A 21,159-nucleotide genomic window follows, 5' to 3' on the forward strand; every position below is an offset into this window, starting at 1 on the left:
CGGGCTCAGTGCCCGGTGGTGGCGTACTTGGCCTCGGTGGCGGCCTTCTGCGGGCGCCACCAGGCCTCGTTCCCGCGGTACCAGTCGATGGTCGCGGCCAGCCCGGACTCGAAGTCGCGGTAGGCGGGCTCCCAGCCCAGCTCGGTGCGCATCCGGGTGGGGTCGATGGCGTAGCGCAGGTCGTGGCCGGGCCGGTCGACGACGTGGTCGTAGGCATCCGGGTCCTCGCCCATCAGACGCAGGATCATCTCCACCACCTGCTTGTTGTTCTGCTCGCCGTCGGCGCCGATCAGGTAGGTCTCCCCCAGCGCGCCGCGCTCGAGGATGGTGAGCACGGCCGAGGAGTGGTCGTCGGCGTGGATCCAGTCGCGCACGTTCAGCCCGGCGCCGTACAGGCGGGGCCGCACCCCGTCGATCACGTTCGTGATCTGGCGGGGGATGAACTTCTCGACGTGCTGGCGGGGCCCGTAGTTGTTCGAGCAGTTCGAGATGGTGGCCCGCACCCCGAAGGAGCGCACCCAGGCCCGCACCAGCAGGTCGGAGCCGGCCTTGGTGGAGGAGTAGGGGCTGGAGGGGTTGTAGGGGGTGGCCTCGGTGAAGCGCTCCGGGTCGTCCAGCTCGAGGTCCCCGTAGACCTCGTCGGTGGAGATGTGGTGCAGCCGGGTGCCGTGGCGGCGGGCCGCCTCCAGCAGCGTGTAGGTGCCGATGAGGTTGGTCTGCAGGAACGGCGAGGGGTCGGACAGGGAGTTGTCGTTGTGCGACTCCGCGGCGTAGTGGACGATCGCGTCGTCCTCCCCCGTCATCGGGGCGACCAGCTCCTCGACCAGGGCGGCGTCGGCGATGTCGCCCTGCGCCAGGCGCACCCGGTCCTCGGGCATCCCGGCCAGGGAGGCGGGGTTGCCGGCATAGGTGAGCTTGTCCAGCACCGTCACCCGGGCGTCGGTGCGTGCGACCAGGTGGTGGACGAAATTCGAGCCGATGAATCCGGCTCCGCCAGTGACCAGCAGTTCTCTCGACATCAGGCATCTCCTCGCAGGGTGTGCTCGCGGTCGAGCAGCTCGGTCAGGTAGCGGCCGTAGCCGGACTTCACCAGGGGTTCGGCGCGGGCGCGCAGCTCCTCGTCGTCAAGGAGGCCCATGCGCCAGGCGATCTCCTCGGGGGCTCCGATGGAGAGCCCCTGGCGCTGCTGGACGGTGCGGATGAAGTCACCGGCGGCGGCGAGGTCGTCGAAGGTGCCGGTATCCAGCCAGGCGGTGCCGCGGGAGAGCACCTCGACCTGCAGGGTGCCCTCCTCCAGGTAGGTGCGGTTCAGATCGGTGATCTCGAGCTCGCCGCGGGCGGAGGGCCGCAGGGCCTTGGCCCGCTCCACGACGGTGGCGTCGTAGAAGTACAGGCCGGGCACGGCGAGATTCGAGCGCGGGCGGGAGGGCTTCTCCTCCAGGGACAGCGCACGGCCGTCCTCGTCCATCTCGACGACGCCGTAGGCGGTGGGGTCGGAGACCCAGTAGCCGAAGACGGCGGCGCCCTCGACCTCGCGGTAGCGGCGCAGCTGGCTGCCCATGCCCTGGCCGTAGAAGAGGTTGTCGCCGAGCACGAGGGCGGCGCGCTCCCCGTCCAGGAAGTCCTCGCCGAGCACGAAGGCCTGGGCGAGGCCGTCCGGGGAGGGCTGGGTGACGTACTCCAGCGTCACGCCGAAGCGGCTGCCGTCACCGAGCACCCGCTGGAAGGCACCCTGGTCCTCGGGGGTGGTGATGATGAGGATCTCGCGGATCCCGGCCAGCATCAGCGTGCTGAGCGGGTAGTAGATCATCGGTTTGTCGTACACCGGCATCAGCTGCTTGGAGACCCCGATGGTCAGCGGATGGAGTCGGCTGCCGGTGCCCCCGGCCAGGATGATGCCTCGCATCCCCCCAGTATCACCGGTGCACGGGACCGACATGCGGTCCGTTCTGGGCGATATGGGTGACTTCGGCCATCGCGTCATCGGGTGTTCAGGTCCGCGTCCCCGGCACCTCACCGGGCGTGTCCCCCGCGAGCATCGCGTCGTAGCCGGAGCGGAAGTCAGGGTGATCCAGGTCCCCGAACAGCGCGGCGAGCCGGGCGCCGGCCAGCACGGTGCCGCCGCCGGGGTCGGGCTCGGCCGCGGGCGGGACGGGCAGGTCCATCCGCCGGGCGAGATGGGTGACGACCTCGCCGAGGGTGGCGGGGTGGTCGTCCACGGCGTGCAGCAGCGACGGCGGTGCGGGGTGGGTGAGCAGAAGCTCGAGGGTGCGCACCAGGTCGTCCTGGTGGATGCGGTTGCTGCGGCGACGGTGCTCGACGGGCCGCCCCTCGCGCACGGTGCGGAGCAGCCGGTCGCGGCCGGGCCCGTAGATCCCGGCGGGGCGCAGCACGATCGCGTCGAAAAGCTCCCGGGCCTGCTCCTCCCCCGCCACCAGGCTCCGGGCGCGCTCGGTGGCGGGGGTGGGGGGCTCGTCCTCGTCGAGGGGCCGGGCCTCGGCGTCGGGGCCGCCAAGGCCGTCGAAGACCCGGGTGGAGGAGACGAAGACCGTGCGCGCGGGCACGGCGGGCAGCGCGCCCGCCAGGTGCTGCAGGCGCTCGCGGTACCCGTCCGGCGCGTCGGTGGGCGGCAGGGTGATGACCATCCCGGCGGCGCGCGGCAAGGTCGCGGGCAACGGCTCGGCGAGGTCGATCGCGAGGGCCGGCAGGTCCGGGGGCAGACCGCCGACGTCCCGGCGCAGGGCGAGGACGTCGAGGCCGCGGTCCCTCAGCCGCGGGGCCAGGGCGGTGCCGAGCTTGCCGCAGCCGACCAGCAGGACCGGACCGGTGGCGGGGTCGAGGGCGGCCGTCACCGCCGCGGCCGGAGGGCGTTCGTCGCCCAGAGGGTGAGGCCGATCAGCACCGGCTGGAAGAACAGGCGGGCGAAGCGCTTCTGGTCGGTGTCCAGCCCGAAGCCGTCGCGGCGGTGGAGCCACTGGGCGAGGTTCCCCGGGAACACGGCCACGAAAAACCCGGCGACCACCCAGCCGACGGTGGCCTGGCGGCGTCGCAGCAGCACCAGGGCGCCGCCCAGGATGATCTCGGCGAAGCCGGAGGCGAGCACGGTGGCATCGGGGTTCAGCGGCACGAACTCGGGCACCTGCGCCTGGAACTCGTCGCGGGCGACCGTGAGGTGGCTGATCCCCGCCCAGGTGAGGGCCGTTCCGAGGGCGAGGCGCACGGCGGTGCGGGGCAGGGAGCGGCGGCGTCGACGGCGCGTGGGGGGCTCGGGGACGGCGGGGGCGGAGGACTGCTCGGGCACGGGGCACCTCGGTCTCGGCGGTAATGACGGTGCAGGCAGGCTACTCCAGGGCCCTGCGGGACGCGGTCTGCTCCCGGCCGGGCGCACTAGAGTGGCTGGTCACCGCCCCGACCCGAGGAGACCCCATGTCCGCGCCCTCCCCCACCGCCGCGCAGATCCGCTCCCTCCCGAAGGCCGTGCTGCACGACCACCTGGACGGCGGGCTGCGACCCTCGACGGTGCGGGAGCTCGGCGAGGAGCTCGGGGTCGAGCCGCCCGCCGCCTCCGACGAGGGGGTGGCGGACTGGTTCGAGGCGGCCGCGGACTCCGGCTCCCTGCCCCGCTACATCGCGACCTTCGACCGCACCCTCGCCCTGATGCAGATGGCACCGGCGCTGCGCCGCATCGCCCGGGAGTTCGTGGAGGACATGGTGGCCGACGGCGTCGTGTATGCGGAGACGCGGTGGGCGCCGCAGCAGCACCTGGCCGGGGGCCTGATGATGGGGGAGGCCGTGGCCGCGGTGCAGGAGGGCCTGGACGAGGGGGTCGCCGCCTCGGAGCGCGCGGGACGGCGGATCGTGGTGGGGCAGATCCTCTCCCACATGCGTCAGCTCCCGCCGACCCTGGAGCTGGTGGAGCTCGCGGCAGCCCGGCGGGACCGGGGCGTGCTCGGCGTGGACCTGGCCGGGCCGGAGGCGGGCTTCCCCGCCTCCCGTTTCGCGGAGGTCTTCGAGCGGGCCCGGGAGCTGCAGGTGCCGATCACGATCCATGCCGGGGAAGCCGACGGGGTCGCCTCGATCGCCCAGGCCCTGGACTGCGGTGCCACCCGCCTCGGCCACGGGGTGCGGCTGGTCGACGACCTGGGCCCGGAGAGTGGAGGACCCGGCGGCGCCGGGGAGCCCGGTCCGGTGGCGCGCCGGGTGCTGGACGGTGGCGTCTGCCTGGAGGTCTGCCCCCGCTCGAACCTGCAGACCTCCGCCGCCGCCTCGATGGACACCCACCCGGTGGACCGGCTGCGCCGCCTCGGCGCCCGGGTCGCCCTGAGCTCGGACAATCGTCTGATGAGCCGCACCTCCACCTCCCGGGAGTGGCAGCGGGTGGTCGACACCTTCGCCTGGACCCTGGATGACATGGAGCGGGCCACCCTGGACGCGCTCGCGGCGGGCTTCGCCCCGGCGGCGCAGCGCGCAGCCCTGGGCGAGGACGTGGTGGTCCCGGCCTACGCGGCGGCGCGGCGATGAACTCCGCGTCGCGTCTCGCCGCCCCGACCGCCCCTCACGGGACGCCGGTTCCGCCGGAGACGGCCGAGGCTCAGTAGCTGATGACGATGGAGCCGGGGCGGCGCACGTTCGCCCTCGCGGAGCCGTTCCCAGCGGAGGTCACCGTGCCGTTCTGGAGGGAGGAGCCGAGGTAGCACGCGCCTCCGCCGGTCGCGTTCGGCGGCACCTCCACGCCGGTGATCGTCGGACGGACCCCACCCGCCGCCACGGCGAGGGTGAGGACGTCGCCCGGGGACACGGTGAGGTTTCCGGTGACCCGGGCGGCGGAACCATCGGTGCTGCCGTTGGAGGCGGCGATCATCTCGTCGGAGCCCCCGATATTCCGGATGGTCGGAGCGTCGAATCCCGCACTTCGCCAGAATCCAGCCGGAATCGCAGGGTCACGCCGTGATCAGTGCTGATGCCCACACGTCCGGGAAGGACACCACGGCACGGAATCCGTCGGCGACGTCCTGGAATTCCCGATACGCGGCGGGAATCGCGCATTCCCCGACCGAGCTCGGGCCACGGGGATCCGAGAACCGCTCAGCCCCCGGCGTGCTCCTCGAGGCCGAGCTCCCGGGCGGCGCGCCGCAGCAGCTCCGGATCCGCGTGGGCGGTGACAGCGGGCTCGACGCCGCCGCGGGCGGTCTCCGCGTCGACCAGCAGGCGGATGGGGGCGGAGTGCTCCCGATGTCCCTGCCGCGGCTCGTCCTCGCGGGGGTCCCCGTCCAGGGCGCGCAGCGTGGCGAGATCGATCGCCGCGAGGGGCAGCAGCACCGTGCGGGTGCTCAGCCGGTGCCGCGTCACGGCCAGCGCGCACACCTCGCCGGTGCGGTCCACCAGGTAGACGTCGCGCACCTGGCCCAGGCGACGGTCGTCGGCGCCGACCACGTCCACGCCCGCCAGCTCGGCGGGGTCGCTCATCGCGATCGCATCCATGCCCGCAGCCCCCTTCCCGCGCGTCAGGCGCTCAGGTAGTGGCCGAGGAACACCTGCAGGTCGGCGACGGGGTCGATCTGCCCGGAGCGCTGCAGGGTGCGCACGGACTTCTCGCGCACGGCGAGGCTCAACAGCAGGGAGAAGGTGCTGCGTGCCAGGAAGGCCGGATCGGTGCCGCCCGCCAACAGGTCCCGTGCGGCGTAGGCGTCCAGGATCTTCTCCAGCACGTGCTCGTGCACCAGGCGCAGCCGCGCGACGCGGTAGCGGCCCGGGTGCTCGGGGTTCACGATCTCCGCGGAGAGCGTCGCCAGCAGCGCCATCTGGTGCTGCGCGGGGTGCCAAGGGCCGCCGAGGGCCGCCAGCAGACTGGCCGGGGAGCTCGACAGCGGCTCGACGGCGTCCAGCAGGCCCTGGGCGTGCGCCTCGAGCCGGTCGATCACGGCGTCCAGCAGGGCGGGCTTGGAGCTGAAATGATGCAGCATCCCCGGGTGGGAGATGCCGACCGAGCGGGAGATGTCCCGCAGGCTCGCCCCGTGGTAGCCGCGCTCGGCGAACATCACCGAGGCGCCGTCGAGGATCTGCTCGCGCCGCTCCGCCCCCGGTCCGGTGCCGTGGGCGGGGGTCGGGGCGGCCAGGTCCTCGCCCTCGCCGACGGCGCTGCGCAGCGTCGGGTCCGGGGGCCCGTCCATCATGTCCAGGGTGCGCAGCACCTGCGTGGTCGGGGAGATCGAGGGCTCGGCGGGACGCAGGGCGGACTCCTCGCCGGCACGGTCGGAGAGCCCGGCCGCCGGCGACTGCGGTCCCGGGCCCAGGGCGGAGACGCCGGTCATCTCAGGCATCGTGCCCGGCCACCAGCAGCTCGGCGATCTGGATCGCATTGAGGGCGGCGCCCTTGCGGAGGTTGTCGGCGACGGCGAACAGCACCAGGCCGCGACCGTCCGGCACGGACTGGTCCTGGCGGATGCGGCCCACGAAGGTGCCGTCCCGGCCGGCGGCGTCCAGCGGGGTGGGCACGTCGACCACGGTGACGCCCTCGGCGGCCTGCAGCAGCTCCCGGGCCCGCTCGGGGCTGATCGGCGCGTCGAACTCGGCGTGGAGGGCCACGGCGTGGCCCGTCATCACGGGCACCCGCACGCAGGTCCCGGCCACCGGCAGCTCCGGCAGGCCGAGGATCTTGCGGGACTCGTTCCGCAGCTTCTGCTCCTCGTCGGTCTCGCCGCTGCCGTCGTCCTGCAGGTTCCCGGCCAGGGCGAGCACGTTGAAGGCGATCGGCGCGGTGTAGGTGGCAGGGGTGCCGAGGTCCACGGCGTGCCCGTCCAGCGCGAGGGCCTCCATGGAGTCCACGCCGGCGCGGACCTGCCCGGCCAGCTCCGCGACCCCGCCGACGCCGGAGCCGGAGACGGCCTGGTAGGTGGCGACCTTCAGCCGGGCCAGCCCGGCCTCGGCGTGCAGGGCCTTCAGGGTCGGCATCGCGGCCATCGTGGTGCAGTTGGGGTTGGCGATGATGCCGCGGGGCCGCTCGGCAGCGGCCTCCGGGTTCACCTCGGACACCACCAGCGGCACCTCGGGGTCACGTCGCCAGGCCGAGGAGTTGTCGACTACCACGGCGCCGGCCGCGGCGAAGCGCGGGGCGAGGGCCTTCGAGGTGGAGCCGCCGGCGGAGAAGATCGCGACGTCCACACCCTGCCCGGGCGAGGTGATGTCGGCGGTCTCCGCGTCCTCGACCACGAGGTCCAGGCCCGCGTAGGCGACGGTGGTGCCGGCGGAGCGGGCGCTGGCGAAGACGCGCACGGCGGAGTGGCGCACGGCGCGCTCGGCGAGCAGCGCGAGCATCACGCGGCCCACCTGGCCGGTCGCGCCGACCACGCCGATCACGGGGCCCTGCGGGTCGTAGCCGGGGGTGCCGGCGAGGTCCGCCGCGGGACCGTTGCCGGTCTGTGCGTTCGTCGGTGCTGTCGTCGTCATCGTCCGGTCCCTCCGTAGACCACGGCCTCGGTCTGCTCGGCGTCCAGCCCGAAGGAGGAGTGGATGACGCGCACCGCGTCGTCCAGCCGGTCCTGGTCGGTGACCACCGAGATGCGGATCTCCGAGGTGGAGATCATGTCGATGTTGATGCCGGCCTCGCCGAGCGCCCGGAACAGGGTCGCCGAGACGCCGGGATGGGACTTCATGCCCGCGCCGATCAGGCTGACCTTGCCCACCTGGTCGGTGTAGCGGACCTCGGCGTAGCCGATCTGCTCGCGGGCGGCCTCGACGGCGGCCATCGCGGCGGGCGCGTCGGACTCGGGCAGAGTCAGGGAGATCGCGACGGTGTCGTCCACGGTCGAGGAGTTCTGCACGATCATGTCGATGTTCGCCCCGGAGGAGGCGACCACGTCGAACAGCAGGGCGGCCTTGCCGGGGATGTCGGGCACCTCGACCACGGTGATCTTGCCTTCGCTGCGGTCGTGGGCGACGCCGGAGATGATCGGCGCCTCGAGCCCGGGATCGGAGGTGTCGTGCACGGGGAGCTCCTTCGTGGGGTCGGCCGCGTCGCGGCGGGCGACGTCGGCGATGCGGAGGGTGACCTCGGGGTCGATGGGGATGACCCGCTCGGGGTCGTCGGAGACGATCGTGCCCAGCCGGCCCGAGTAGGAGCTGCGCACGTGCAGCGGCACCCCGTAGCGGCGGGCGTACTCGACGCTGCGCACCATCAGGATCTTGGCGCCGTTGGCGGCCATGTCCAGCATCTCCTCGCAGGAGATGGCGGGCACCCGGCGCGCCGAGGGCACGATCCGCGGGTCCGCGGTGAACACGCCGTCCACGTCCGAGTAGATCTCGCAGACGTCGGCGTCCAGCGCCGCGGCGAGCGCCACCGCGGTGGTGTCCGAGCCGCCACGGCCCAGGGTGGTGATGTCCTTGGTGGAGGCGGAGACGCCCTGGAAGCCGGCGACGATCGCGACGGAGCCCTCGTCGAGCGCGGTTCGGATGCGGCCGGGCGTGACCTCCATGATGCGGGCGCTGCCGTGTGCGGTGTCGGTGATCAGTCCCGCCTGGGAGCCGGTGTAGGCGCGGGCGTCGATGCCGGCGGCGTTCAGCGCCATCGACAGCACAGCCATCGAGATCCGCTCGCCGGCGGTCAGCAGCATGTCCAGCTCGCGCGGGGGCGGGTTCGGGGTGACCTGCTCGGCGAGGTCGATCAGCTCGTCCGTGGTGTCCCCCATGGCCGAGACGACCACGACGACCTGGTGCCCGGCCTTCGCGTACTGCGCGATGCGGCCGGCGACCCGGATCACCGAGGGGGCGTCGGCGACGGAGGATCCGCCGAACTTCTGGACGACGAGGCTCATCGGGCAGGGACTCCTTCACGGGTCGGGAGTGTCGGACTCCATCGTTGCGCACCGGGACGGGCTTGTCCCGGTGCGGGTGACGAGACCGACGGCGCCGGATCGGGGGTCCGAGGACGGGACCGGTCCCCGGCGCGGGTCGGGGCCGATTCTACGGTCCCGCCTGTGCACTCCGCCCCGGTGCCCGTCGCAGGGGCACCGGGGCGGAGGGTAAAAGGTGTCGGCCGTGGTGCGCGGCCGGGTCCAGTCCCTCGTGCTCGACGTCGTCGGCGGTGAGGTCGTAGGGGCGGCGCCATTCGAGCACCACCACGGCCACCAGGAACAGGGCGGACAGCGCCAGCGCGGGCGGCACGACCAGCAGGAAGCCGACCCGCAGCAGCTGCACCACGACGAGCCTGCCGGCGTACCAGCGGACGGCGCGGCCCTCCTCACCGCCGCAGCGGGAGGCGCGCAGCCACGTCCGTCACAGCTCTGCGCAACGGCCCGGCGCACGTCACGGCCGCAGCCGCCCGGCCGCGGACGCTCAGTCCTCGGGGACCTGCTCCTCCAGCTCAGCGGTCCAGGCCCGGGAGAGGGCGTCCGAGGGCATCCGCCAGTCCCCGCGCGGGCTGAGTGATCCGCCGGCCAGCACCTTCGGGGCGTTGGGCAGGGTGGAGCGTTTGAACTGGTTGGCGAAGAAGCGCCGGGTGAACACCCGGAGCCAGTGCTTGATCTCGGCGCGGCTGTAGGCGCGGCGGTCCTCGTCCTCGTAGCCGGGGGGCCAGGCGCCCACTCCCTCGTCGCCCCAGGCCTGGTGGGCGAGGTAGGCGATCTTGGCGGGGCCGTAGCCGCGGCGCAGCAGGTGGTAGAGCGCGAAGTCGTGCAGGGAGTAGGGGCCGATCGAGTCCTCGGTGGACTGCGCCTTCTCCCCCGGCTTGGTGGGGATCAGCTCCGGAGAGATCTCGGTGTCCAGCACGGCCCGCAGGATCTCGCAGGTGGCGGCGTCGAACAGGCCCTCCGCGATCACCCAGCGGATCAGGTGCTGGATGAGGGTCTTGGGCACCCCCGCGTTCACGCCGTAGTGGGACATGTGGTCGCCCACGCCGAAGGTGCACCAGCCCAGCGCCAGCTCGGAGAGGTCTCCCGTGCCCACCACGATGCCGCCGTGGTGGTTGGCCAGGCGGAACAGGTAGTCGTAGCGCAGCCCGGCCTGGACGTTCTCGAAGGTCACGTCGTAGACCTCCTCGCCGCGGCCGGCGGGGTGGCCCATGTCGGCCAGCATCTGGGTGGCGGCGGGGCGGATGTCGATGGTCTCGAAGGTCGCGCCGATCGCGGTGGAGAGCAGCTCGGCGTTGGAGCGGGTGTGCTCCGTGGTCGCGAAGCCCGGCATCGTGTAGGCGAGGATCTCGGAGCGGTCGCGGCCCAGCAGGTCCATCGCCCGGGCGCAGACGATCAGGGCGTGCGTGGAGTCCAGGCCGCCGGAGACGCCGATGACGGGGCGGGTGCCGCCCTGCTCCGCCCCACCGATGGCGCGCAGGCGCCGCACCAGGCCCGCGACCTGGATGTTGTAGGCCTCGTAGCAGTCCAGGGCCAGCCGCGCCGGGTCGTCGGGGACGAAGGGGAAGCGGTCCAGGTGGCGCCGCAGCGGGCCGGTGGCGGGGGCCGTGGCGGGGGCGATGTCGTCCCACGGCTCGATGTCGCCGAGCTCGGTCTCACCGAGGCCCTCCGGTCCCACCAGGAGCTCGAGGCCGGGCATGTCCATCTCGGCAGCCTCGTCCCAGGGCCCGGCGACCCAGGGGGCGAAGAGCTCGGTGACGCGGCGCTGGGCCTCGAAGGCCGCCAGCCGGTCCGTGTGGGTGCGGCGGTTGTCGTCCACGGTGTTCTGGCGGCGGCGCTCGGCGACGAGGCGGTCCAGGTCCACGTCCACGACGGTCGCAGCGCTGCCCTCGGGGAAGCGCTCGGACTCCCCCAGCAGCTCCCCGCACTCGTACACGAAGGTCTGCCCGTCCCAGGCGAGGTCGGTGGTGGACTCCCCCTCCCCCGCCGCGGCATAGACATATGCGCCGAGCTGCCGGGCTGAGGCGGAGCGGGCCAGGAGTTTGCGGTCCTCGGCCCGGCCGATGGTGATCGGGGAGCCGGAGAGGTTCACGGTCACGGTGGCGCCGGCGAGCGCGGCCTCGGCCGAGGGCGGGATCGGCACCCACATGTCCTCGCAGATCTCCACGAAGATCGACAGGCCCGGCACGTCCCGCACCTCGACGATGCCCTGGGGGCTGAGCTCGTGCTCCTCGTCGCCGATGCGCACGGCCACCCCGGCGGCGTCGTCGCCGGGGGCGAACCAGCGGCGCTCGTAGAACTCGCGGTAGGTGGGAAGGTTCTGCTTGGGGGAGATGGAGAGGATCTCACCGCGGTGGACCACGACCGCGCAGTTGTAGACGCGACTGCGGTGCGCGGCGCGCAGCGGGGCGCCGACCACGATGATCGGCAGCAGCTCGGCGCTGGCCGCGACCAGCGCGACCAGGGCCTCCTCGGCGGCATCGAGCAGCGGCTCCTGCATCACCAGGTCGTCCAGGGAGTAGCCGGTCAGGGACAGCTCGGGGAACACGGCGAGGCCCACCTGCTGGGCGTCGAGGTCGCGCAGCATCCCGAGGTGACGCTCGAGGTTCGTGGCGGGATCGGCGAGGGCCACCGGCACGGTCGCCGCGGCCACCCGCACGAAGCCGTGGTCGTAGATCGAGGCGTGGGGATCGGCGGCGTCGCGGGTCTCGCTCATGCCCCGAAGCGTAGTTCAGCAGGCGCGACCGACTCGCCCGGCGCCCGGCGCGCCTGGTGCGCGCAGTCTGGGCGCGTCCCTGTCCATCGGATGCACTCAGATGGCAGGTCGCCTGCGATATGCACGCCACCTGCCACCTGAGTCCATCGGCCGGACAGGCCTCGCCGGGACCGGGCGGGGCGCGCCCTCCCCGCCGGGCTGTGGTCGCCCGACCGCACGGCGTGGCCTTCACGTCTCCCGCGCAGGATCTGTGCGGGCCGCCCCCGGAATCCGCCTCGTCGCTGCTCATGAGCACGGCAGGATGGGCCTATGAGCCAGGTCACCGTCCCGTTGCCTCCCGGTCCTCCCCCGGGCCCCGACCCCTCCGGCACCGTCGCCCCCGGCCCTCCGCCGGCAGTGGAGCCGGGGATTCTCGCCGAGCACGTCAGCCGGGCCTTCGGCCACGTGCAGGCGGTGCACGACCTGAGCTTCACGGCGCCGCCCGGCGCGGTGACCGCCCTGGTGGGCCCGAACGGCTGCGGCAAGTCCACGCTGATGCTGGTGCTGGCCTCGCTGCTGGCCCCGGACTCCGGCCGGGTGCTGGTCGAGGGCATGGACCCGGCGGCCGACTCGGCGGCGGTGCGGGCGCGGGTGGGCTGGATGCCGGATCAGTTCGGCGCCTGGGACTCGCTGCGGGTCACCGAGGTGCTGGAGGTGATGGGCCGTGCCTATGCGCTGCCGCCCGCGCGGCTGCGGACCCGGGTGGACCACCTGCTGGAGCTGCTGGACCTCGTCTCCCTGGCGCAACAGCCTGCGCACGTGCTCTCCCGGGGGCAGAAGCAGCGCCTCGGCCTGGCGCGGGCGCTGGTGCACGAGCCCTCGGTGCTGATCCTCGACGAACCGGCCTCCGGCTTGGACCCGGCCTCCCGGCGGCGTCTGCTGCGGGTGGTGCGTAGCGCGGCCGCAGACGGGGCGACGGTGCTGGTCTCCAGCCACATCCTCGGGGAGCTCGAGGAGATGGCCGATCACGTGGTGGTGATGGACCGCGGCCGTGCCGTGGAGTCGGCGAGCCTGCGCTCCCTCGCCTCCCGGCCACGGCCCTGGCGCATCGAGTCCCTGGACGATCACGCGCTCGCGGCGGCCCTGGCGGCGGTGCGCGTCCAGCATGAGCCCCTGCGGCCCCGCGCCGAGACCAGCAGCGGCCACGCGGAGACGACCGTGATGCTGCCGGACGAGGCGACGGCGGCGCGGCTGCTCGCGGACCTCGCCGCCCACGGCGCCCAGGTGGTGGCCTTCTCCCCCGCGGCGGGACGCCTGGAGACCATCTACCTCGCCTCGGACGCCTCCCGGCGGGAAGGAGCCCTGTGATGGCGACGATGAACGGAGCGCTGCGCCTGCGTCCCCGCGGCACCTGGCTGGTGGCCTCGCTCGAGCTGCGGCAGCGGCTGCGCTCCCGCGGCTGGATCATCGCCCTGGCGGTGTGGACCGTGGTGCTGCTGGGCCTGGGCTTCCTGGTGCTGGCCCCGACGCTGTACTTCGCCGGCTGGGACCACCTGGCCGGCACCGCGCGGGTGGTGCTGAGCCTGCAGATTATCCTGGTGCTGTTCGCCCTGCTCGTCGTGGTGCCGGCCCTCTCGGCCGGCTCGATCAACGGCGACCGCAATGCCGGCACCCTGGCGATCCTGCAGGCCAGCCTGCTGAGCTCCGCGGAGATCGTGATGGGCAAACTGCTGGCCGGCTGGCTGACGGGCCTGGCCTTCCTGGTCCTCGCGCTGCCCTCCACGCTGATCACGGCGGTGCTGGCGCAGACCTCCCCCTGGTACTTCCTGCGGATGGTCGCGATGATCGCCCTGATCGCGGCGTGCCTGACGGCGCTGGGCCTGGGCCTGTCCTCGATCACGGTGCGGCAGCTCAGCTCCGTGGTGCTGGCCTACGTGGTGGTGTTCGGGGTGACGGTGGTGCTGCCGGTGGCCTTCGGCGCGGCCGCGACCTTCGTCAGCCAGGAGCGGCAGGTCACCGTCTACGAGTCCCAGCCGCCGCCCGGGTGGACCGGGGACGACTGGACCTCGGAGCCCGACCAGTCGACGTGGACCTGCGAGCCCCTGGAGAGCACCCAGACCGTGCTGCGCACCGATCTGGTGCTGCCGCTGCTGTGGGCGAACCCGGTGGTGATGCTCGCGGAGACGGCCCCGTCCGTCAATCTCCGCGACACCGCCACTGCAGATTTCGGCGACCTCGATGCGCTGTCGGGGATGAAGCTGCTGCTGCAGTACGCCGCGGCCCCCGCGCATCCCTCGCACTTCGTGTCCTGCGATCCCGGCCAGGAGGGCTACCCGGAGGACCTGGCGACGATGCCGCAGCGCCCGGTCGGCTGGATCGGCGTGATGCTCTGGCTGCTGGTCGGCGGCGGCTCGCTCGCGCTGGCCATCCGGCGCCTGGCGGCGCCGATCCGGCGGCTGGGACGCGGCACCCGCATCGCCTGAGCGGGCGTCGGTCTCAGCGCTCGTGCAGGCCGCTGACGCTGCCGGGGATGCCGTGCCGCTGCTCCGGTCGTGCCGGCGGGGCGGCGAAGGGCGATCCCTCGGCGCCGAAGTCCGGCAGGTTCCCGGCGGAGACGTCGGCGGCGCGCACGGCGGTGTCCCGGGCACCCGGCTCGGAGCCGTCCACCCACAGCCGCTCCCCCGCGGTGTCCAGCGCCATCAGGGCCGCGGCGTGCTCGCCGTGCTGCTCCAGCAGGCGACGGCGCTGCGCGGCGCGGACGGCGGGGTCGGCGGCCCGGTCCGCGCGGGTGCCGAGCTCGGGGGCCACCAGGGCGTACGACGACTCCCGGCGCATGTACCGCCCGGCGGGGCCGTAGAACACGTCCCGGGCGCCGCGGCGCATCCCGGCGGCCGTCCCGAGGCCGACCAGCGGGGCGAGGACCAGCACGTCCAGCACCAGCCAGGTGGCGGTGAGGGCATCGCCCTGCTGGGCGATCGCGAGGACGATCCCGGCGGTGGTGGCCCCGAGGGCCACGGCGAGCCCGGCCAGGACGCCGGTCCAGCGCACCAGGGAGACCTCCCAGGCGTTCACCCGTGCCCGCACCGCCCAGTCGGCGTAGGTGCGCAGGTCCCGCACCTCGGCGCGACGGCGGGCGGAGAGCAGGGCGGCCACTCCCGGGGAGGCGGCGACGGCCAGCAGCACCAACAGGCCGATCGGAAGGCACACGGCGGCGACGGGCCAGGCCAGCACGTCGGGAGCATCGGCGAGGGTGCTGGCGCCGGTGCGGGCGAACAGCAGCACGGCATCGGCCGTGCCCATCACCAGCCAGCCCAGCACGAGCACGGGGATCGCGACCCAGGCCACCGAGCCGGCGGCGATCACCCGCAGCGACCGCAGCAGGCCCACCGGGCTGAGGGCCGCCCGGGACTCGGGGCTGGCGGGGGTGGGCGGCAGGTGGCGGCGGTCCTGGGCGAGGACCTGCCGGGCGGCCGCGCGGCGGCGGTCGTGGTCGCGGTCCAGCCTGGCGGTGCGCTCGAGGTCGGCGGCGGGCTTCACGCCGAGCACCCGGGGGGCGCTCCACCAGCGGGCGATGCACGCCCAGGCGAGGAGGATCAGCAGCAGTGCCAGGCAGGTCGCCATCAGGGGGCCGGCACCGAGACGGCCCCAGGGCATCCGCACCCCGAGCACGACCGCGGCCAGCAGCAGCGGCACCGTGAGCAGCGGCGGGGCGATCATCACGGTGGCCAGGCGGCGGGAGACGGTGCGCTGGAAGGCCTGCTCGGAGAGGAACGTCCGCGGGGCCAGGGGCGCGATGAGGGCGACCGCGAGGGGGATCAGGGCCAGGCTGAGCGCGGTGGCGCCGATGGGAAGCAGGGCGTTGGTCAGGGCGAGCTGGTCCCGGTCCAGGCCGATCAGGGCGGCGACGGTGCGCACGCCCATCCCGGAGCCCGCGGAGACCAGCAGCGAGAGCAGCCAGAAGGTCGGCGCGGCACCCCAGATGTACAGCAGGATCAGCCCGTACCAGAGCGCGAGGAGGATCAGGCAGGGCAGCCAGGCCGTCCGCAGCAGGCGCCGCCGCAGTGCGGCACGGGACTCGGCGATGATCTCCGCGGGCGGGGCCAGGGAGGTGTCCTCCTCCGGCAGCCGCGACGGGGAGGGCAGGTCCCGCAGCGGTGGCAGGGCGCGCTCGGTCCCCGAGGGGCCGATCGCGCCGGGCGTGCTCACACGGACCGCCGCCCGGTGAAGGCGCGGCCGAGGGTCATCTCGTCGGCGTAGTCGAGGTCGCCGCCCACCGGCAGCCCGGAGGCGAGGCGGGTCACGCTGATCTCGAGGGAGCCGAGCAGCCGGGTGAGGTACGCGGCGGTGGCCTCCCCCTCGATGTTCGGGTCCAACGCGAGGATCACCTCGGTGGTCCCCCCGGAACCGAGACGCGTCATCAGCTCGGTGATGCGCAGGTCATTGGGGCCGACACCGCCGATGGGGTCGATCGCGCCGCCGAGCACGTGGTAGCGGCCGCGGAACTCGCGCAGGCGCTCGATGGCGACGATGTCCTTGGACTCCTCCACCACGCAGATCACCTCGTCGCTGCGACGCGGGTCGGCGCAGATGCGGCAGGTGGTCTCCGCGGACACGTTCCCGCAGATCTCGCAGAAGCGCACGGTGTCCTTGACCGTCACCAGCACCTCGGCGAGACGGCGCACGGAGGCCTCATCCGCGTCGAGCAGATGGAAGGCGATGCGCTGTGCCGACTTCGGGCCGATGCCCGGCAGCTTGCCGAGCTCGTCGATCAGGTCCTGGACGATTCCTTCGTACACCCTGCAAGTCTAGGGGCCGGGGGCGACGAAGCAGGCCGGGCCGCCCCGGTTCCGCCCTCGGCGCAGGACGCCGGCACGCGACGAGGGCGGGGGTGGGGGTGGGGGACGACGGTGCGGACCGTCAGCGCACGACCTCGTAGATCAGCTTCACGACGCCGTTGGGGTAGGCCTCGCTCTCGCGCAGGCGGAGCTGCCCGGAGATCGGCTGCTCCCGGGGGAACAGGTGCTTGCCGGCCCCGCGCAGGACCGGGAACTGCAGCAGGTGGTAGCGGTCGATGAGGCCGGCGGCGGCCAGCTCCCGGGCCAGCTCGGCGCTGCCGTGGATGAAGATCGCCCTGCCCTCGGTGTCCTTCAGGGCGGCGACGTCGGCCAGGGAGCGCAGGATGCGGGTCTCGCCCAAGCCGGCGGTGAGGTCGGCCTCGTCCAGGGTGGTGGAGACGACGAACTTCGGCAGGTCGCGGTAGGCGGCGTGGTCCTCGGAGTCGCGCCAGATCGGGGCGAAGGCCTGGTAGCTGTTCCGGCCCAGCAGCAGGGCGCCGGTCTCGGCGATCTCATCGCCTTTGAGGGCGAAGGCCTCGGGATCGAAGGGCGTGTCCATCACCCAGCCGCCGTAGGGGTGGCCCTCGACGGTGCCGCCCGGGGAGTCGAGCACACCGTCGGCGGTAACGAAGCCGGTGTAGACGATCTCGCGGGTCATGATGATCCTTCCGGGGCCGCGGCGCCGGCGGGGAGGGGCGACGCCGAGGCCGAGCGTAGCGGCACAGGCCCGTCGCGGCGCCGGCTCCCCTCCCGACGGAGCGCGACTGATGCCCGTGGCACGAGGGGGCGGTGAGTCCTGTCGGGGCGATCGGCTAGCGTCGGGGCCAGCAGCCCCGCCGCGCCGCGGCCCCGGGGCGTCACCGAGTGGACAGGACCCGATGATGAGTTCCCCCGCCATGCCCTCCCCCTACACGCCCGCCGAGCCGCTCGGCTCCTGCACCGTGCTCGAGGTGCCGGAGATCCCGACGGCCGTGGTGGTGCGTCGCGACTACCCGATGTACGAGATGCCGTCGCTGATGGACGGCACCTTCTCGCACCTGGGCGCGGCGCTGGCCGAGGCCGGGGTCTCGCCGATCGGTGCGGCCATGTCCCTGCACCATCGGCGCCCGGTGGACACTGCCGACCTCGAGGTGGGCTTCCCGATCGACCGGCCGCTGCCGGGGCCGATCACCCTGCCGAACGGCTTCGAGGTGGTGGCCTCGGTGCTGCCGGCGGGCCGGGCGGCGATGATCAGCCACGTGGGCGGCTACGACGGCCTCGCGGAGGCCTGGGGCGCCTTCACCGAGGCCGTCGGGGACAGCGGGGAGCAGATGACGTACCCGTTCTGGGAGCTGTACGTCACCGAGCCGTCCCCGCAGGCCGATCCGGCGACGATGCGCACGGACCTGGTGACGCTGCTGGAGCCCCGCGAGAGCTGATCACCGCCCCGCGGGCCGTGCCGGGGATCGGTGCGGCCACCGACCCGAGCGGCCCCGGTCGGGGAGCGGGAGCGCTGGTCAGCGGTACTGCTCGGGGGTCTCGTCGATGACCTCGAGCACGCGGCCGCCGAGCACCGACTCGATGACCTCGCGTCCGCTGCGGCTCGCGTAGACGGCGTCCTCGTCGTCGCGGGAGGCGCCCCCGGTGGGGTCCTCGTCCCGGGCGGGCTCCGTCGCGGGCGACGGCCGCGCCCCGGGGCGGCGGGAGGCCTGGGCCGCCTCGCGGGACTGCTGCGCGGCCTGCCGGGCGAGCGCCGCACCGCTCCGCGGGGCCGCGGGGGCGGGTCCGGACGGGGCGGGCGCGGACGGGGCGGGCGCCGTCGGAGCACTCGCGGTCGCGGAGGGGCCGGAGGGCGCGGCGGCGGCCTGCACGGGGTCGTCGCCGCCGGGTCGGCGCGCAGGTTCCCAGGTGGTGGCCGGGGAGCGGGGAGCGTCGCCGGTGGTCGGCGGAGGCGACGCGGCGCCGTGCGCGCGGGGTTCCCCTGTGCCCTCGGTGCCCGCGGACGTGCCCGCCCCGGAGTCGGGGCCGTCCGGGGAGCCGGGGCTCAGGACACCCGTCGCGGCCCCGGTGACCGGTGCTGCGGTGTCATCCGCGGTGGTGGAGCCCCGCTGCGCGGCCGGGAGGGAGCGCACCACGCACCCCTCGGCGATGGCACGGCGGATGGCGGCCTGGCCGTGGGTGCGAGGCTCGCCCTCGGGCACGGAGTCCCGGCCCTCGTCCTCGACCTCGGGCACCTCGCCGTCCGCCGCGAGGGGGGCGCTGCTGCCGTTCGGGGCGTCATCGGTCCTCGGGGGCCGTCCAACGCCCGGGTCCGCCGCACCGCGGCCGCCGCCGGGGTGCCCGCCCTGAGCCGGGTCGCCGCCACGGGCGGGCACGGCATCGCCCCAGCGGGAGCCGCTCGCCTGTGCGGGCGCGGCAGGCTGCGGACGCGCCGCGTAGCGGCCCTCCTCCTGCGGGTCCGGCGGGTAGGGGTCGTCGGGCTCGGGCGGGAACTCGTCGTCGGCCGGCGGGGGTGACATCGTGACGGGACCGGCGGCGCGGCCGCGGGCGGGCGTCGCCGGGGCCGCGTCACCCCAGGGGCGCCCTCCCCCGCGCGGCGGCGGGGAAGCGGAGCCCGGGCCGCGGCCGGGATCGCTCGCGGAGCCGGACATCGTCCTGGCATCGGGGGTCGCCGCTGCTCGGGGCCCGCCCGGGCCACCCGGGCCCTGCGGGTCTGCCCCAGCACCCTGCGCGCCGCGCCCACCGGGGCCGGTCGGTCCGGCCGGAGGTCGGGAGCCCCCGGTGGACGGACCACCGGGTCCGCTCTGCGCCGCGGGACCGCGGGATCCGCCGCCGGCGCCCGGGCCGCCAGGTCCCGCCGACCCGCCCTGGCCGCCGGGGCCCTCCCCGACGACGGGCTCGATGGTCACGTCCTGGCGGAGGATGCGCCGCACGGCGTCGGCGAGGTTCTCGGCGGCGGTGCCGCGGCGGAACGCGGCCACCAGGCCCTCGGTGCGGAAGCCGAGCACGAGGATGGAGCCGCGCAGGTCCAGCACGGTGGCGTTCTGGGAGACCAGCGCCCAGCTCGGACGTCGGATCTGGGAGAGCTCGTCGAGGATCGCGGACCAGTGCGCCTGGACCTCCGCGGCCCCGGCCCCGGACGACGGCTCCGGGGCTGCTTCCTCCTGCACCGGCGCCTCCGATGCCGGGGCGTCGAGGGCGGGCCTCGAGGGGGCGGTCCCGGAGTGTGCCGGGGCACCCTCCGAGGCGGCGGGGACCTGCTCACAGGGAGCGGGCGGGACGGCATCGCCCCAGGAGGCGGCGGCGCGGCTGCGGGAGTCCTCGCGCGCGGCGCCCGAGGCGGGAGCCGGCGGCACCTCGGCACGCTGCTCGGGGCGGGCGGGCGCCGCCTCGTCCTGCGGCGGAGCCTGGGCCGCGGGCTCCTCGGCCGCGGGCTCCTCGGCCGCGGACCCCGCGGGCGGGCCGGCGCCGGGAGCGGGCCGGGCCGGCTCCTGGCGGGCCTCGGGCGCCGGTCGGGAGGCGCCACCGCGGGCACGTCGCGCGGCCTCGGAACGCTCCTGGGCGATGCGCCGGGCCTCCTCGCGGCCCCCTCCACCCCCTGCCGCCGGAGCGGGCGCCCCGCCCGAGGCGGGCTGGGCGCCGGAGGTCGCGGGAGCACCGCCCTGAGGGGCGGCGCCGGCGCGGGCGTCGCGCAGCACCAGTCGCGCGGCCAGCAGCTCCAGGTGCAGGCGCGGGGAGGTGGCGCCGCTCATGGTCGAGAGGGTCTCGTGGACCAGGTCGCCGCAGCGGGAGAGGTCCGCGGGGACGAAGCCCGCGGCCTGCTCGCGCATCCGGTCCAGCTCGTCGGCGGGGACCTGCGGCAGCAGCTCCTGCCCGCGGTCGGGCACGGCGGCCAGGATGATCAGGTCCCGCATCCGCTCCAGCAGGTCCTCGACGAAGCGGCGCGGCTCGTGGCCGGTGGCGAGCACCTGCTCGACGGCGTCGTACAGACCGGCGGCGTCCCGCGCGGAGACCGCGGTGACGGCCTGGTCCAGCAGCGCGGTGTCGGTGAAGCCGAGCAGGGCGATGGCGGTCTGGTGGTCCAGGCCGTCCTCGCCGGCCCCGGCCATGAGCTGGTCCAGCACGCTCATCGTGTCGCGGGCGGAGCCCCCGCCGGCGCGCACCACCAGCGACAGCACGCCCTCGCCGACCTGCACGCCCTCGGCCTGGCAGACCTCCTCCAGGTACGGGGTGAGCACCTGCGGGGGGATCAGCCGGAAGGGGTAGTGGTGGGTGCGGGAGCGGATCGTGCCGATCACCTTGTCCGGCTCCGTGGTGGCGAAGACGAACTTCACGTGCTCGGGCGGCTCCTCCACCAGCTTCAGCAGGGCGTTGAATCCGGCGGACGTGACCATGTGGGCCTCGTCGATGATGAACACCTTGAAGCGGTCACGCACGGGGGCGAAGGAGGCGCGCTCGCGCAGTTCACGGGCGTCGTCCACGCCGCCGTGGCTGGCGGCGTCGATCTCGACCACGTCGAGGCTGCCGGCACCGTCGCGGGAGAGGTCCCGGCAGGAGTCGCAGACCCCGCAGGGGGTGTCGGTGGGGCCCTCGGCGCAGTTCAGGCAGCGGGCGAGGATGCGCGCGGAGGTGGTCTTGCCGCAGCCGCGCGGACCCGAGAACAGGTAGGCGTGGCCGATCCGGCCGTTGCGCAGTGCACGCCGCAGGGGCGTGGTGACGTGGTCCTGGCCGATCACCTCGGCGAAGGACTCCGGGCGGTATCGACGGTACAGAGCGGTGGCCACGCCCCCAGGCTAATCGAGGGGCC

Annotated in this window: 19 protein-coding genes; 4 read left to right on the top strand and 15 right to left on the bottom strand. The window is 74.5% G+C overall.

The annotated features are described in order from the left end of the window. Positions 1-5: 5 nt before the first annotated feature. The 4 genes from rfbB to OM98_RS01935 all read right to left on the bottom strand — a co-directional run bounded on the left by rfbB (position 6) and on the right by OM98_RS01935 (position 3,301). Positions 6-1,019, bottom strand: a complete 1,014-nt coding sequence (gene rfbB, locus OM98_RS01920; protein WP_010532873.1) for a dTDP-glucose 4,6-dehydratase — start codon at positions 1,017-1,019, stop codon at positions 6-8. Then, positions 1,019-1,906, bottom strand: a complete 888-nt coding sequence (rfbA, locus tag OM98_RS01925; protein ID WP_010532874.1) for a glucose-1-phosphate thymidylyltransferase RfbA — start codon at positions 1,904-1,906, stop codon at positions 1,019-1,021. The genes rfbB and rfbA overlap by 1 nt, the downstream gene beginning before the upstream one ends. 85 nt (positions 1,907-1,991) lie before the next feature. Beyond that, positions 1,992-2,852: a sugar nucleotide-binding protein gene (locus OM98_RS01930; RefSeq protein WP_010532875.1), complete on the bottom strand. Its 861-nt coding sequence runs from the start codon at positions 2,850-2,852 to the stop codon at positions 1,992-1,994. Further along, complete coding sequence (locus OM98_RS01935) at positions 2,849-3,301, bottom strand: DoxX family protein (protein WP_010532876.1); 453 nt, start codon at positions 3,299-3,301, stop codon at positions 2,849-2,851. Before OM98_RS01935 ends, OM98_RS01930 begins: the two co-directional genes overlap by 4 nt. Positions 3,302-3,426: 125 nt before the next feature. Between OM98_RS01935 and OM98_RS01940 the strand changes: the two genes are divergently transcribed. Continuing rightward, complete coding sequence (locus tag OM98_RS01940) at positions 3,427-4,521, top strand: adenosine deaminase (protein WP_010532877.1); 1,095 nt, start codon at positions 3,427-3,429, stop codon at positions 4,519-4,521. A 70-nt stretch (positions 4,522-4,591) separates the two neighbouring features. Here OM98_RS01940 and OM98_RS01945 read toward each other — a convergent pair whose 3' ends face one another. From OM98_RS01945 to OM98_RS01975, 7 genes are all read right to left on the bottom strand, one after another. Further along, positions 4,592-4,861, bottom strand: coding sequence for a hypothetical protein (locus OM98_RS01945; protein WP_010532878.1), 270 nt, complete (start codon positions 4,859-4,861; stop codon positions 4,592-4,594). Between the two features lie 224 nt (positions 4,862-5,085). After that, the gene (locus OM98_RS01950) at positions 5,086-5,466 is read right to left on the bottom strand and encodes a PRC-barrel domain-containing protein (protein WP_175285934.1); all 381 of its coding nucleotides are present in this window, start codon (positions 5,464-5,466) and stop codon (positions 5,086-5,088) included. A 38-nt stretch (positions 5,467-5,504) separates the two neighbouring features. Continuing rightward, the gene (locus OM98_RS01955) at positions 5,505-6,311 is read right to left on the bottom strand and encodes a TetR/AcrR family transcriptional regulator (RefSeq protein ID WP_010532880.1); all 807 of its coding nucleotides are present in this window, start codon (positions 6,309-6,311) and stop codon (positions 5,505-5,507) included. Between the two features lies 1 nt (position 6,312). Then, positions 6,313-7,446, bottom strand: coding sequence for an aspartate-semialdehyde dehydrogenase (locus OM98_RS01960; RefSeq protein WP_010532881.1), 1,134 nt, complete (start codon positions 7,444-7,446; stop codon positions 6,313-6,315). Further along, positions 7,443-8,810, bottom strand: a complete 1,368-nt coding sequence (locus OM98_RS01965; protein WP_010532882.1) for an aspartate kinase — start codon at positions 8,808-8,810, stop codon at positions 7,443-7,445. The genes OM98_RS01960 and OM98_RS01965 overlap by 4 nt, the downstream gene beginning before the upstream one ends. A 148-nt stretch (positions 8,811-8,958) precedes the next feature. Beyond that, on the bottom strand, positions 8,959-9,192 hold the full coding sequence (locus OM98_RS01970) for a hypothetical protein (RefSeq protein ID WP_139017543.1): 234 nt from the start codon (positions 9,190-9,192) through the stop codon (positions 8,959-8,961). A gap of 138 nt (positions 9,193-9,330) precedes the next feature. Further along, positions 9,331-11,559 (bottom strand): NAD(+) synthase, encoded by a 2,229-nt coding sequence (locus OM98_RS01975; protein ID WP_010532884.1) that lies wholly within the window; start codon positions 11,557-11,559, stop codon positions 9,331-9,333. Positions 11,560-11,868: 309 nt separating this feature from the next. On the opposite strand from OM98_RS01975, the gene OM98_RS01980 reads away from it, so the two are divergent. Both OM98_RS01980 and OM98_RS01985 read left to right on the top strand, forming a co-directional pair. Then, a complete protein-coding gene (locus OM98_RS01980) occupies positions 11,869-12,906 on the top strand; it encodes an ABC transporter ATP-binding protein (RefSeq protein WP_010532885.1) in 1,038 nt (345 codons plus the stop codon). Then, positions 12,906-14,021, top strand: coding sequence for an ABC transporter permease (locus tag OM98_RS01985; protein ID WP_010532886.1), 1,116 nt, complete (start codon positions 12,906-12,908; stop codon positions 14,019-14,021). The genes OM98_RS01980 and OM98_RS01985 overlap by 1 nt, the downstream gene beginning before the upstream one ends. Positions 14,022-14,034: 13 nt before the next feature. Here OM98_RS01985 and OM98_RS01990 read toward each other — a convergent pair whose 3' ends face one another. The 3 genes from OM98_RS01990 to OM98_RS02000 all read right to left on the bottom strand — a co-directional run bounded on the left by OM98_RS01990 (position 14,035) and on the right by OM98_RS02000 (position 17,031). Then, a complete protein-coding gene (locus OM98_RS01990; RefSeq protein ID WP_010532887.1) occupies positions 14,035-15,744 on the bottom strand; it encodes a hypothetical protein in 1,710 nt (569 codons plus the stop codon). Continuing rightward, positions 15,741-16,334, bottom strand: coding sequence for a recombination mediator RecR (recR, locus tag OM98_RS01995; RefSeq protein WP_010532888.1), 594 nt, complete (start codon positions 16,332-16,334; stop codon positions 15,741-15,743). The genes OM98_RS01990 and recR overlap by 4 nt, the downstream gene beginning before the upstream one ends. 121 nt (positions 16,335-16,455) lie before the next feature. After that, the gene (locus OM98_RS02000) at positions 16,456-17,031 is read right to left on the bottom strand and encodes a dihydrofolate reductase family protein (protein ID WP_010532889.1); all 576 of its coding nucleotides are present in this window, start codon (positions 17,029-17,031) and stop codon (positions 16,456-16,458) included. Positions 17,032-17,254: 223 nt separating this feature from the next. Between OM98_RS02000 and OM98_RS02005 the strand changes: the two genes are divergently transcribed. Next, positions 17,255-17,791, top strand: a complete 537-nt coding sequence (locus OM98_RS02005) for a GyrI-like domain-containing protein (RefSeq protein WP_050812628.1) — start codon at positions 17,255-17,257, stop codon at positions 17,789-17,791. A gap of 78 nt (positions 17,792-17,869) precedes the next feature. Here OM98_RS02005 and OM98_RS02010 read toward each other — a convergent pair whose 3' ends face one another. Continuing rightward, positions 17,870-21,136, bottom strand: coding sequence for a DNA polymerase III subunit gamma and tau (locus OM98_RS02010; RefSeq protein ID WP_010532891.1), 3,267 nt, complete (start codon positions 21,134-21,136; stop codon positions 17,870-17,872). Positions 21,137-21,159 lie beyond the last annotated feature (23 nt).

The organism is Brachybacterium squillarum M-6-3 (genome assembly GCF_000225825.1).
Classification (GTDB): domain Bacteria; phylum Actinomycetota; class Actinomycetes; order Actinomycetales; family Dermabacteraceae; genus Brachybacterium; species Brachybacterium squillarum.

Coding starts and splice junctions, on each gene's coding strand:
- rfbB (WP_010532873.1), bottom strand. CDS start 1,019: ATGTCGAGAGAACTGCTGGTCACTGGCGGAGCCGGATTCATCGGCTCG.
- rfbA (WP_010532874.1), bottom strand. CDS start 1,906: ATGCGAGGCATCATCCTGGCCGGGGGCACCGGCAGCCGACTCCATCCG.
- OM98_RS01940 (WP_010532877.1), top strand. CDS start 3,427: ATGTCCGCGCCCTCCCCCACCGCCGCGCAGATCCGCTCCCTCCCGAAG.
- OM98_RS01945 (WP_010532878.1), bottom strand. CDS start 4,861: ATGATCGCCGCCTCCAACGGCAGCACCGATGGTTCCGCCGCCCGGGTC.
- OM98_RS01950 (WP_175285934.1), bottom strand. CDS start 5,466: ATGAGCGACCCCGCCGAGCTGGCGGGCGTGGACGTGGTCGGCGCCGAC.
- OM98_RS01955 (WP_010532880.1), bottom strand. CDS start 6,311: ATGACCGGCGTCTCCGCCCTGGGCCCGGGACCGCAGTCGCCGGCGGCC.
- OM98_RS01960 (WP_010532881.1), bottom strand. CDS start 7,446: ATGACGACGACAGCACCGACGAACGCACAGACCGGCAACGGTCCCGCG.
- OM98_RS01965 (WP_010532882.1), bottom strand. CDS start 8,810: ATGAGCCTCGTCGTCCAGAAGTTCGGCGGATCCTCCGTCGCCGACGCC.
- OM98_RS01975 (WP_010532884.1), bottom strand. CDS start 11,559: ATGAGCGAGACCCGCGACGCCGCCGATCCCCACGCCTCGATCTACGAC.
- OM98_RS01980 (WP_010532885.1), top strand. CDS start 11,869: ATGAGCCAGGTCACCGTCCCGTTGCCTCCCGGTCCTCCCCCGGGCCCC.
- OM98_RS01985 (WP_010532886.1), top strand. CDS start 12,906: ATGGCGACGATGAACGGAGCGCTGCGCCTGCGTCCCCGCGGCACCTGG.
- OM98_RS02000 (WP_010532889.1), bottom strand. CDS start 17,031: ATGACCCGCGAGATCGTCTACACCGGCTTCGTTACCGCCGACGGTGTG.
- OM98_RS02005 (WP_050812628.1), top strand. CDS start 17,255: ATGAGTTCCCCCGCCATGCCCTCCCCCTACACGCCCGCCGAGCCGCTC.